The sequence below is a fragment of the Paenibacillus baimaensis genome (genome assembly GCF_025567575.1).
On record NZ_JAOQIO010000069.1, the window covers coordinates 41,416 to 54,635 of the forward strand.

12 protein-coding genes are annotated in these 13,220 nt (G+C 46.9%); 11 read left to right on the plus strand and 1 reads right to left on the minus strand.

From position 1 onward, the window contains the following. Window positions 1–38: 38 nt before the first annotated feature. From OB236_RS17070 to OB236_RS17120, 11 genes are all read left to right on the plus strand, one after another. Window positions 39–1,058 (plus strand): Gfo/Idh/MocA family oxidoreductase, encoded by a 1,020-nt coding sequence (locus OB236_RS17070; protein WP_262685068.1) that lies wholly within the window; start codon window positions 39–41, stop codon window positions 1,056–1,058. After that, on the plus strand, window positions 1,055–1,789 hold the full coding sequence (locus OB236_RS17075) for an MBL fold metallo-hydrolase (protein ID WP_262685069.1): 735 nt from the start codon (window positions 1,055–1,057) through the stop codon (window positions 1,787–1,789). The genes OB236_RS17070 and OB236_RS17075 overlap by 4 nt, the downstream gene beginning before the upstream one ends. Beyond that, entirely contained in the window at window positions 1,725–2,864 is a 1,140-nt protein-coding gene (locus OB236_RS17080; protein WP_262685070.1) for a succinylglutamate desuccinylase/aspartoacylase family protein, read from the plus strand. The genes OB236_RS17075 and OB236_RS17080 overlap by 65 nt, the downstream gene beginning before the upstream one ends. An 81-nt stretch (window positions 2,865–2,945) precedes the next feature. Beyond that, a complete protein-coding gene (locus tag OB236_RS17085; RefSeq protein ID WP_262685071.1) occupies window positions 2,946–3,857 on the plus strand; it encodes a dihydrodipicolinate synthase family protein in 912 nt (303 codons plus the stop codon). Between the two features lie 159 nt (window positions 3,858–4,016). Next, complete coding sequence (locus OB236_RS17090) at window positions 4,017–5,894, plus strand: DUF2341 domain-containing protein (protein ID WP_262685072.1); 1,878 nt, start codon at window positions 4,017–4,019, stop codon at window positions 5,892–5,894. A gap of 17 nt (window positions 5,895–5,911) precedes the next feature. Further along, window positions 5,912–6,970, plus strand: a complete 1,059-nt coding sequence (locus OB236_RS17095) for a sialidase family protein (protein ID WP_262685073.1) — start codon at window positions 5,912–5,914, stop codon at window positions 6,968–6,970. A 117-nt stretch (window positions 6,971–7,087) separates the two neighbouring features. Then, a complete protein-coding gene (locus tag OB236_RS17100) occupies window positions 7,088–7,480 on the plus strand; it encodes a RidA family protein (RefSeq protein ID WP_262685074.1) in 393 nt (130 codons plus the stop codon). A gap of 26 nt (window positions 7,481–7,506) precedes the next feature. Next, window positions 7,507–8,979 (plus strand): M81 family metallopeptidase, encoded by a 1,473-nt coding sequence (locus OB236_RS17105; RefSeq protein WP_262685075.1) that lies wholly within the window; start codon window positions 7,507–7,509, stop codon window positions 8,977–8,979. 56 nt (window positions 8,980–9,035) lie between these two features. Then, the gene (locus tag OB236_RS17110; RefSeq protein WP_262685076.1) at window positions 9,036–10,346 is read left to right on the plus strand and encodes an aspartate aminotransferase family protein; all 1,311 of its coding nucleotides are present in this window, start codon (window positions 9,036–9,038) and stop codon (window positions 10,344–10,346) included. Between the two features lie 312 nt (window positions 10,347–10,658). Further along, entirely contained in the window at window positions 10,659–11,390 is a 732-nt protein-coding gene (locus OB236_RS17115; protein WP_262685077.1) for an MOSC domain-containing protein, read from the plus strand. A 23-nt stretch (window positions 11,391–11,413) separates the two neighbouring features. Beyond that, window positions 11,414–11,890, plus strand: coding sequence for a GNAT family N-acetyltransferase (locus OB236_RS17120; RefSeq protein ID WP_262685078.1), 477 nt, complete (start codon window positions 11,414–11,416; stop codon window positions 11,888–11,890). Between the two features lie 264 nt (window positions 11,891–12,154). Here OB236_RS17120 and OB236_RS17125 read toward each other — a convergent pair whose 3' ends face one another. Beyond that, window positions 12,155–13,147, minus strand: coding sequence for an AraC family transcriptional regulator (locus OB236_RS17125; RefSeq protein WP_262685079.1), 993 nt, complete (start codon window positions 13,145–13,147; stop codon window positions 12,155–12,157). Window positions 13,148–13,220: the final 73 nt, after the last annotated feature.

Genomic DNA, 13,220 nt, shown 5'->3' on the forward strand with positions numbered 1-13,220 from the left:
AGGTAGTAGTTCAATAAGTCAAGAGAGGACTGGTACCGATGAATCCTATACGGATTGGCCTCGTAGGCTTGGGGCGTTTCGCCGCACTGCATGGACATATCTGGCAGCAGATGCCGAATGTACAGGTTACGGCTATATGTGACCGCAATCCTGAGCAATTTGCGATATTCAAAGCCTGGTTCCCACAGGCGGAGTGTTATACAGATTGGCGCGAAATGCTTCAACAGCAGAAGCTGGATGCTGTCGATGTGCTCACACCGGAGCATTTGCATAAGGAGCCAGTAGTTGCAGCACTTGAAGCGGGTTTGCATGTATTCGTGGAGAAGCCGCTCGCCCACTCTCCCGAGGATGCTGCGCTGCTTATCGAAACGGCCATGAAGCATAATCGGTTGCTGATGACAGGGCATGTGCTGCGCTTTGATCCTCGTTATGCAGCTGTAAAAATGAAGCTCTCCGCAGGAGAATATGGACCACTTCGATCCATTTATGCGAAGCGAAATAATGGCAAAGCCTTTTTCTCGATGTATAACCGCGTTGCACCTGTCTATATTCTCGGAATCCATGATATCGATTTGATGCATTGGTATATGGAGGATGAGGTGTGTGAGGTGTATGCGACCAGCCCACCTGGAGCCGATCGGTCAGGCGATTTGAGCTGGGCAATGCTAACATTCTCCAGAGGGGGAATCGGCATATTGGAAAATAATTGGCTCCTCCCGGATGGTGCGTCATCCTTCGCAGATGTACGAATGGAAATAACGGCAGAGGATGGAGCGATTCAAATTCATGACCCCGAACAGAGTATCTCTTATATTGGTAATAACAAAATAGATGTACCCTCACTTATTGCCGGATTTGAATTACATGGGAGAATCGGCGGTGCACTTGCGAGTGAGCTGGAACACTTTGTAGCCTGCGTCACGGAAGGAAAAGCTTCTGAAATCTTGCTTCCGCACGATGCGCTTCGTGCTGTCCGGGTAGCGGCTGCTATAGAGCAATCCGCGACAGAACGAAGGCCTGTAAGTTTGTCCATGTACGAGAGGACGGGCCAGGCATGAAAATATCGGAATCGGTGTATGCCATTGGCGGCGGCGATTTGGGTTACAAAATCAGCAATGCTTTCGATTGCAATATCTACTTAGTAGATGGCGGTGGTGAATATGTGGTTATCGACGCTGGCTCCGGGATGGACTCAAACGCAATTGTCGCCTGGATTCAACATGACGGTATAGCCATAGAACAGATAAAAGCATTGATCTTGACCCATGCACATGCAGATCATGCGGGTGGTGCCTCCAAGCTTCGTCATGATTTGTCCGTTCCGGTGCTGGCTGGCAGCCTGACAGCGGATATAGTTGCTTCCGGTGATGAAGCAAGGATTTCACTACCTGAAGCAAGGCGAAACGGGATTTATCCGGCTTGGTATCGCTTCAAGGCGTGTCCAATTGACCGGACACTGTGCATCGGGGAAACAATAGCAATAGGCAACCTGACGCTGCAAGTGATTGCGGTTCCCGGACACAGCGCCGATATGATCGCCTTATACTGCCCTGAGCTTGGAGCTCTGTTTGCGGGTGACACTGTATTTAGTGGAGGCATGCTTGCGCTTCAAAGCAGCCCCGACTTTTCCTTAAGTGAATACCGCAGGACGATAGCCAGTTTGTCATCGATGAACCTCAAACAGCTGTTCTCTGGTCATGGAACAGCTATTCTGGAGCATGCCAATGAGCATATTATGTTGGCACATCGACGGTTTGAAGCCGGAGAGCCACCTGAAAGTATTGTATGATCCGCTTCATGGTACGGAGCGGATTGGGTTGATGAAGGCAGGAATAGAGGAGGCACAGGGTATGGCAGATGAACGATCACTGGAAACTGAACATCATTTTGACTGGAATCAGTATGAGCGTGGTACGAAAGGCAGCTCAAGCTTAACTTTTCGAGTACATCCTGATACAGATCTGACCTTGCCGGTACTTCAGATAACAGGAGAAAAGGAAGGCCCGTCACTGCTCGTATTTGCCGGTATCCACGGCGACGAATATGAGGGGATCGATACCATACTGCGATTGTATAACCAGTTGTCCCCGCAGGATGTGATCGGCAGGCTGGTCATGCTGCCTACAGCCAACCCGCTTGCTTACAGGGGAGGCACTCGAATCAGCCCGGACGATGATGTGAATTTGGCCCGTGCATTTCCCGGTGATCCGGAGCGCTCGATAACTCAGCAGCTCGCCTACGTACTGCACCACCAATTTATTGCCCATGCGGATTTTCTGCTTGACCTGCACAGTGGGGGTACACATTACGCTGTAGCAACGATGGTTGGCTATTATCATGATGAGCATTCGGAGCTGGGCCAACGAAGCCGTGCTGCTGCCATCGCTTTCGGTATGGATCTGCTCTGGGCACATTCCACTATTGCCGCAGGCCGCAGTATTTCATCTGCTCAATCGTTGGGCATTCCGTGGTTATATACGGAAGCTTATGGAGGAAGAAGAATACGTCAGCAGGATTCAGACAGCTTTTACACAGGCTCACTCAGGTTGATGAACCATCTGAAAATGCTCGTGGCTCCAGACCAAAGGGAACTGGGTAAATCTCCTGCTTCAATACAGACCATTTATGGGGACGGCAACTTCGATGCTTCCGTTGTCTCTGAAGCAGAGGGCTTTTTTATCCCTCGAGTCAAGCTCATGTCCGAGGTGCATCTTGGTGATCTTATCGGTACGATCTATGCTCTAAGCGGTGAAAGCCTTCAGGAGGTTCGAGCCTACGCCGACGGTTTTCTTGTCATGATGGTAGGAACACCGATCGTCAAACGTGGTGAACCGATCTATTTGCTCGCTGCCTCACATGAATAACAGAATTAACTACATGCAGGAAAAGCTTTTCCAAGCAAGCTTACCACTACAATCCCCTAAATACTGCAAGGAGGAACAACAATGTCAGCCAGTACAACAGACAAATTTAAAGGTGTGATCGTGGCGATGAATTCCTGCTACGACAGCGAGGGCAATATCAGCACGACTGCGGTGAAGAAGTTGACACGGTTTTTAATGGATAAAGGAGTAGACGGACTTTATGTCGGCGGAAGCACGGGTGAAGGGCTGCTGCAAAGCAGTGATGAGCGTAAGCAGGTACTGGAGGCCGTGTTGGAGGAAAGCCAAAAAGCCGTCACGGTCATTGCCCATGTTGGGACATTAACGACAAAAGAAAGTGTGGATCTAGCCATTCATGCGGAGAAGGCAGGTGCAGATGCGCTGTCAGCTGTCTCACCATTCTATTACGGCTATCGTGAGGAAAGCGTTGGCAAGCATTGGATGAGGATTGTAGACAGCACCGAGCTTCCTTTTATCATTTACCATATCCCATCAACGACAGGGTTTAGCCTTACTCCAAGCCTACTGAAGGAAATGATCAAAAGCCCTAAAGTTATCGGTATTAAAATCACGACAGCCAGTACCTTCGAGCTGCAGCAATTTAAGGTTATGGGCGGACCGGGCTTCATGCTCTTTAATGGTCCTGATGAACAATTCCTGGCAGGACGAATCATGGGAGCGGATGCGGGTATCGGAGGAACCTACGGGATCATGCCCGAGTTGTTTGTGAGTTTGGAGCGTGAATACCGTGCCGGACGGATCGCTGAAGCACAGCAGCTGCAGTATACGATTAACGATATTATTGCTGACCTGTTGCAGCTGCCTGTGTATGCGGCTCTAAAAGCATTGGTCAAAATGCGGGGGGTTGACTGCGGAGATGTGAGAGAGCCGTTGCCCCAACTGTCTGAGATCCATATCCCATTGATTAATGCTCTTTATCATAAAATTATGAATGCTGTTGGGGAGCTTAAATAACAGCTCCATACTAAGTTATTATTAGTTTCCTATCACATGCTTGAGCTCCCAGACCGTTGACAGAAGTTAAGCAGCATCAGAATCCATACATCATCCGAGGATAATGGTCCTACCATCATATGAATGGATTCCTTTACCAATTATAAGGAGAGATGTTGAATGAGATCGAGGATTTGTCTAATGCTTGCCCTGCTTCTGTTAGCAGGTCTGCTTCCGAACACATGGAATGCTTCGATTGCATACGCAGGGAAATGGCAGGGAAGTGTAGGGTACTTAAATAATGACAGTTCTCCAGGAAGCGGTGTAATGGCGAACTTTGGTTACACCAATGCAGCGTATTTCGACTACTACAACCGCAGTATCGGCATCGACCTGCAAGCGTCAAGGAGCTTCAATGAAATCAGGCTGATTGATGAGGATAGCACCAATCGCATTAACCACAGCTCGGATCTCGCCGTTTATGTGAGCAATGATAATGTAACCTATACACAACTGACGGGTTGGAGCTTCTGGAAGTCGGGCCAGTCTGTTATTTTGCACAATTTCTCGGCCAATGCACGATATGTTAAGGTCCATTCCAATTTCACTGATGCAGGTGCTGCGGGAACCTGGCTGAAGCAATCCAACCTGCAAGCCATGCTGGAAGTGCTGCTCATCACTCCGCATTCCGGTGCATATACGGGAACGGTTGGTTACCTGAACCAGGACATGAATCCGACTAGCGGATCGATCGGCAGTTGGGGTGCAGCTGTCGCAGCAGCACTGGATTACAACTATCGAAGCCTTGGCATCGATTTGGGTGTTACCCGAACGTTCAATACAATCGAGCTGGTTGAAAGCCAAGGGCCTTCCCGACTTGAGAAAACCGACTTGTCGGTATACGTCAGCAACGACAACATGAGTTATAGCAAGATAACCGACTGGGATTTTTTGAAGCTGGATCATACTCTTATTCTGTATAACTTGTCCGGTTCAGGAAGATACGTGAAAATTCATAATCATATCGATGATTTGGATTTTACATTTTCCAATACGAACCTGCAAAGCATGGTGTATGTAACTAATCGTCCTACCGGGGAATGGACAGCTGCGGGCGGGGGCGTATGGGCCTACAAAAAGTCCGTGCAGGTGACCAATAGCACTGCGGCTTCTGTTGAAGACAGAGCTGTATATGTGACCAAAGCGGCTTTGGACACAAGTGGTCTGATTGCTGCCGGCAAGCTGCAGCAGGATTATCGCGATATTCGCTTTGCTGATGCAGCGAATCGGGAGCTGGCTTATTACATGGATAGCAGCGGATTTTATGTTCGTATTCCGGCTCTGGCTTCAGGCAGTTCAACCATCACGATGTATTATGGTAATCCATCGGCCGAGTTTACAGGAGCGGGTCAGGAGGCTCTGCAGGTTGAATATGGCAATAAAACGTTGGTTGAGCATACGACCTCGCTGTTCAAGGATAATGTGAAGCCTGAAAAGCTGGCAAATGGAGACATCATGATGGTTGCCAATACGGTCGGTTCCACGACAAGTGGTATCTACTCCAAATATTCAACAGATGGTGGCCTTACCTGGACTGTTCCTTCGCCGATCATCAATCTAAATGATGCTGGACGGGATGAACCGGCAGCGCTGTTCGTCGATCCGGCTACAGGCAATGTGTTCCTATATTTCTATTCCTACTATGGGTATACGACGACCAATTGCCTGACAGCCGGTAACGCGTGCCGGAACGATCTATATTATGCCAAATCAACGGACAACGGTCGAACCTTTGCCCAGCCTGTAAAAATCGATACGGGTACGCTTGTTTACAATGGTGTTACCTATCCAATTAATTATAATGTCACTTATACGAATCCGATCAAGCTGGTGAATGGGGACTGGATCTTTCCTTTCGTTTACGTCAAAGCACCTGACGGATCACTGGCAACCAGTGTACTCTATTCGACCGATCAGGGGGTCACGTGGACCAAGAGTGTCAGCCAGCTTTCTGTCACCTCAAGTGGCGGCGAAGGCGGACTTTCAGAGCTCAACTGAATAATGGAAACTTATTGATGTATATGCGTCAGCAGGTCTCCGATAAATACAGACTGGCCCAAAGCACCTCGACGGATAATGGCCGGACATGGTCTGCGCCAATCGATGCACCTGTATTTTCATCAAATACAATGTCGGTTATGACACGCCACACGAATCATGATATTTTGCTGCTCTGGCCAGGCAACAACAGCTTTGGTGGAACCAGCTATCTGCGTAATCCACTTACACTCGCTTACAGTTCGGATGAAGCTGCAACATGGAGAGGTATGCGTGATATTTTAGGTCGAACCCGTCTTTCCGAAGCCGCGGTTAATCCGACCAAACGTATAGCCACACAGCCATCTACGGTCAAGGTGGATTCGGATACGTATTTATTCGGCTGGTGGGGCAATTCATTAACGACAGCACAAACAATCAGAATCGAGGATTTCAATCGTTATTTGTACCGTTCGCATGGCGTCTCGGACGATTTTGAGTATACCGATTTAAAAAATGATTATTGGTGGAAATTGGGCGATACAATGGAAGTCAGCAGTAATCAATCCCGAAGCGGAGCAAGCTCTTTACGGCTCTTCGATAACAATACTTCGACTTTGACAGCTGGCAGCCGACTTTTCCCTGCAATGAGAAAAGGGACCGTCAAATTCAGCGTATACGCGAACCAGCTTTCCAACCTGTTCAGCTTCTCGTTACGTGAGCCGTATTCCTACGTTCACAATGCACCTGGAACCATATTCCAGTTTATGCTGGAAACCGATGGATCATTGAAGGTATACAATACCGCGGGCAGCCGTGTTGAGCTTCCGGTTCCGACAGATTTGGCAACAGGAGTCTGGTATGATATCGAATTGAGATTCGATGTGCCCGCCAAGCAAATAGGGGTATGGGTGAACGGCAGCTTTAAAGGCAATGCAGCAAACTATTTGACAGGGGATCAAATCACCCATTTCAATATAGCTTCGGGAAGCACGGCGGGTACAGGCACGGATGTATATATCGATAATCTGAGCATACAGGATACAGAAATTGCCCTACCAACAGCAGGAACGATTGGACCGGAGCAATCGATTTAAGTCTACGGAGCTACTGCCTGATGAACAGACGCGATGGATAAAGCTAGAAAACTACAATACCGTAACACGGCGATTCTACTATTTTACATTTAACATTAGAAAGGACGATGTTATTTCATGTCAATTTCCATTCATGCGAGTAAAGCACCGCAATTTCCACTACCGTTCTCCCATGCCATTCGTGCCGGAGACTTCCTCTACGTGTCCGGTCAGGTAGGGGTTAATCCGGATACGCTTGAGGTGTCCGGTACGACAATTGAGGAACAGACGGAGCAGTGCATCCGTAATGTCGGTGCGATTCTGGAAGCGGCTGGTATCAGCTTCGATCATGTGGTGAAGACGAATGCTTTTCTGTCCCGTGCAGAGGATATTCCTGCTTATAATCAAGCCTACAAGAAAATAGTAGCTGCCCCATATCCAGCACGAACAACGGTTGTTAGCGGTATTGGATCTTACCTGATTGAGATTGATGTCATTGCTTATATTCCTTCCCCAAGAAGCAATGCCTGATCGGGATATGAAGGAGGTATCTGGAAGTGAAGCCTAAAGCTCTAAAAATAGCCGTTGCAGGCCTTTATCACGAGACCAATACGTTTGCTCCGGGAACGACTGGATTAACAGCTTTTTCTGCCGAGTACGTGTCGGGAAGCGAGTTATTTTACAAGCGCTATGAGCATACTCAAACCTCAATGGGCGGTGTTATTGCAGCCGCCCGCAGTGTTGGGGCAGATTTAGCCGTTGGGTTGTATACGGCGGCTACACCAAGCGGCATGGTCGAAACGGCAGCGGTCGAAGCCTTGCTGAGTGATATCGTGCATTCGATAGACGATAACATAGACGGACTGATCCTGATTTTACATGGAGCGATGGTTGGAGAAGCGATTCCGGATATGGAAGCCGAGCTGTTGGGACGCCTGCGAGAGCGTCTGGGAGTCGGACTGCCGATTGCAGTTACCTTGGATTTACATGCGAATATCAGCGTCGAAATGACGGAAAAGGCCGATATTCTGGTCGGTTACGATACGTACCCTCATGTGGATATGTTCGATAGGGCCGCAGAGGCCTTCCAATTGCTTGTGAGGATGATACAGGGAGAGATCAGGCCATTGCAGGCATTTGGTGCCACGAATATGCTGGTCATTCCTCAAGGAATGCTGACCGATCAAGGAATGATGAAAGAAGTAATGGAGCTGGCTTTTGCCATCGAAAAAGATAATAAGGTATTAAACGTAACCGTAGCCGGAGGATTTCCCTACAGTGATGTACCTGCAGCCGGTATGTCCTTTGTCGTGACGACTGATGGTGACGAGGGGCTGGCTAAAGATTATGCCGCTAGTCTTGTCCAGGCCGCATGGTCACGTCGGGAGGGCTTTACTGTAAGCTTTGTTCCTCCAGCAGATGCGGTAGCTTTAGCTGTAGCCAATCCGGAAGGCCCGGTAATCCTAACCGAAGGATCAGACAATGTAGGTGGCGGGGCTCCAGGTGACGCCACGCATATACTGCAGCACTTGACGGATTTGCCTTGTAAATCGCTCATCGTTATGTGTGACCCACAGGCCGCGCAGCAAGCACATGAAATCGGTACAGGGGGCGTGTTCCATGGGCAAGTGGGTGGGAGGCATGACAAGCTTCACGGTCTGCCTGTTGAACTGAAGGGACAGATCCGTTTATTGTTCGATGGTCTTTATCATCATGTTGGTCCTTATATGACCGGCCAGCTTGCCGATATGGGACGAACGGCGGTTATAGTAAGCGGTAATTTAACTGTAGTCGTAACGGAAAAGCGGACACCGCCATGGGATTTGGGACATCTGCGTTATATAGGTATATGGCCCGATGATTACCATATTATTGCTGTTAAATCGGCAATTGCCTGGCAAACAGCGCTTGGAGCATTCGCCAAACGTGTTATACATGTGGATACACCAGGCTGCTGCTCCGCTAATCTGAGCCATTTCGACTTTCAATACGTGAAAAGACCGATCTATCCCCTGGATAAACAAGCATAAGGAAAACAAGACACTCGATCATGATGCATAATGCAAAATAAAGGAGGATGCACGGCTTGAATCCATATATAACGGATAAATCGTCACAAAAATTTAACGAGTCCAAGCAATTTTTGGCTGGCGGGGTGGCCAGCTCATTGCGTGCTGCTATGAAGCCTGTACCGCTGTTTGTTGAAAATGCATCCGGCTCCCGAATTATCGATGTGGACGGAAACACCTATATCGACTATTTGCTTGCCTACGGTCCGCTTATACTTGGTCATGCGCATCCTGCCCTGATTGCCAGCGTGAATGATGCTTCACAGCGCGGCATAGCCTACGGATTGCAGCATGACGGGGAAATTCAGTTGGCCAAAAGGCTGACACAAATATTACCCTGCGCGGACAAGGTTGCACTTAGCGGCTCGGGAACGGAAGCCGTAATGCTGGCCCTTCGGCTTGCACGAGCATATAACGGTAAACGGAAAATCGTTCGTTTTCACGGTCATTATCACGGCTGGTCGGACAGTATTTTCACCTCATTCCCAAGTCCCGATATGCATACTCTAGCTAACAAGGCAGAGAATCTTACACCGCCTGGAACCGAAGGGCAAAGCGAAAACAGTCTGGAGGATATCATACTGCTGCCATGGAATGATGCTGAAGCTCTGGAATTGGTGCTCAGGCAGCAACAGCACGAAATTGCCGCAGTCATTTCTGAGCCGGTTATGTGCAATTCAGGCTGCCTTATGCCCAAGCCTGGTTATCTGGAGCACATGCGTGCACTGACACAGGAGCTTGGCATCGTGATGATTCTCGATGAGGTCATCACGGGCTTCCGTGTCGGATTGGGTGGAGCGCACGGTCGATTCGGCCTCATGCCGGATCTTGTTACTATCGGCAAAGCGATGGGCTGTGGTATTGCAATTAGCGGCGTTGCTGGTTCGAGGGAGCTGCTTGAACAGATTGATCAGGGTAAGGTCAGTCACCTGGGGACCTTAAACGGTAATGGATTGGCGACAGCCGCCGCACTGGCGACGATAACAGAGCTTTCTCGTGAAGAAGAGCAATACTACATCAAGCTGGAACAGACCGGTACGGATTTGGCCAGCGGGATTCGCGAGCTGCTTGCTTTGCATCAAATTCCGGGCGTCGTGAATCAACTCGGACCTGTATTTCATATGATGTTTACTCATGAACAGCAGGTGGAGGACTTCGACGCTTTTAATAAGCGCGATGCGGCCCAATATTCAAGGTTTGCCGAATTAATGCTGGAGGCAGGCGTACTTGTCCGCACCAGCGGTTTGTGGTACGTATCGACAGAGCATTCGGCTGTGGATGTACGCGATACACTGAAAGCTGTTGAGCAATCGCTTATTAAATTGTAATCATGCTAGTCCTTCAAGCTTCCAGACCCATTATAATGGGTTTAGGAAGCTTTTATATGTAGGTAATAAGCAGACTCGGATCACAGTTTAGAGACCACCGCGGCTGTTTTTCCCCTATCGATTAGATGAATCCGAATATTTTATAATTTCATTCTATTTGATGATAGGATTGATTTGAAGGGAGTTCAAGATAAAGTTCCGTTTTAATGAACTGTTTTTTAATGTGCTTTTCAATTATTGTTGTTAAATTATAACAATTTGTTTATTCTTAATTGCATAGCTATATTCATGCTAGGGAAAGAGGCGTTAACATTGGCAGCATCTTGTATTGGTGAACTCCGTGAAATCCATCGATTTCCAGTAAAGTCATTCGCAGGTGAACGTTTAGAGAGCGGCACAATCGAGAGATACGGATTGTATGGCGACCGCTGTTATGCTTTTATAGATGAAACCAAGGAAGGATGGGATAGCTTTATTACTGCAAGAAGCATCCCTGAAATGCTGGGTTATAAGGCGGAGCTCATGGGTGAGGGATCGGAAAATGAGTTTCCTAATATTCATGTAACCTCGCCGTTTGGGCGGAATTTTACATGGAATGAAGCATTGCTGGATGAAATACAAAGGTTGTCCAAGAAAAAGATAACGATGCAAAGATATGATCCCCAAAAGTCCGACCTCTTGGCTGTTGATGCGAGCAGTATTCTGATTGTCACAACAACCTCATTACGTAAGCTTGAAGAGATCTGGGGCAAGAGATTAGATTTGCGTCGGTTTAGAGCGAACTTCATTGTGGCCTTAGATGACGAATCAATCGATGAAAGCGACTGGATTGGAAAGCGGTTAGTCGTGGGCGATACACATTTACAAGTAGATAAGTATTGTCGCCGTTGTTCCATGATTACGATTGATCCTGATACGCTGAAGCATGATACTTCTCTTTTGAGGAAAGTAAATGAGGAGATGAATTTGAACTTTGGCGTATATGCTTCTGTAGCACAGGTGGGGAAGATTCATGTTGGTGATAAGGTGTATCTAAGTCATTGAAAATAGCAAGGAGTCACTCTTTGATGAAAATAAGAAAGTTCCAAGATTCCGATATCAATCAGATCGTTACATTATTTTACGAAACCGTACATACCATAAACGCACGGGATTATTCAGCAGATCAGCTTCAAGCATGGGCACCAAAAGGTGAAAAAATCGCTAAGATTGCGAATTGGAAAGTTTCTTTGAGTCACAACATCACATACGTTGCGGAAATTAATGGTGAGATCGTCGGGTTTGCTGATATGACCCCCGAGGGTCACTTGGATAGACTGTATATACATAAAGATTATCAGGGGCAAGGAATAGCCGTTGCTTTGATGAATACAATTGAAGCAGATGCAAGAAAATTAGGGCTCACTGAAATGGATACGGAGGCAAGTATCACGGCAAAGCCCTTTTTCGAACGTCAAGGATATCAAACCATACAATTGCAGGTTGTTGAACGCAATGGCGTTAATTTAGTTAATTTCAAGATGACTAAACTATTATCGAACTAAACGAATAAGTTGATTGCATATAATTTTAGGCATTTACATTGTATGGATGATATACAGTCTTTCGTTAAGGGGAGATGGATATTATGAGTACAATTAGCTTTAATATATTTCAGATCCCTGCATCATCGAATAAGGCCCCACTATGGTCATATACAAATATGCTTCCCATTAGGCCGCAAAATGGGCGGATTCCATCTCCAACTTGGATACATTCATTCCAAAATATATTGTCGTCCGTTGGAGACGCCAGTGTGAAAGAAGTAATCATAAAAGTGTTGAACCAGGGGCTATCCTATATTCCGATTCTCTCGGAGGGGTTAGTCCCTTTTGCATGTCCTCACCAAGGAAAGTACGGCCTTCCGAAAGTCTGTTCTCTCTGTATGTGGAAGGGGGAATGCCCACTAATTTTTTGAATATTTTACTGAAATAAAAGGGGTCTGCGATGCCGATCTCCTTAGCGATTTCCTGAATGGGAATTTGGCTTTCGTCTAATAAATGCTTAGCCCGTTGAATCTGTAATTGATGAATATAATGAGTAATTGTCATCCCGGAGTGTTTTTTAAATACCTGGCTCAAATATTCGTAACTACGACTCAACCTTTTTTCAATAACTTCTTTAGTAAGATCGGTCTGATAAAAATCGTGGATAAAATTAAGCAGCTGTCTATAAATGTGATAAGAGGTTGGTAACGTCAAATCTTTAAAATGCTGTTCAAGCAGATCTGTAGAAATAATCTCCAGTATTTTACAAAAATGCGTAGTCATCCGAAACTTAAAATAGCCGATTGGTTTTTTTAATTCATTAACAAGTTCTTCAAAAATACCAAGTAATTTATAGCGAGGGCTTGGTTTAAAACGACGCGGGATCAGAAGCTGATCGGAATCTTTATTTTCAACCGTTCTGAGTTCGTTCTTTTCGGCATGTAAAATTTTATAATCGCTAATAGGTTTTGTCTGGGTATTTAATTCCGTTAAGGGGGACGTAGATGAAAACTGAACCCAGTAAAAAGTGGAGGGCCCCTCAGGAATTTTCCACCCCCAATGACGTTCCCACGGATTCAACAGGAACGTTTCCCCTGCTTCCAAAATGAATTTTTCATCCTCCACCTGTATGTATATCGGTCCTTCTGAAACCATTATTAACTGGTAGTAAGGGTTGTAATGATGCGCGTTAAATAATTCATTCACACGGAATGAATTGGTCCATTTGACATCGATTGCGGATAATCGGGAGAGCGTGTAGTATTTCAACATCATCGCCTGCCTTCCTTGTTAAATTATCGTAGGTTGATGGTAACATAGGCCTGCTTTTTTTTCTACCAACAGGAGA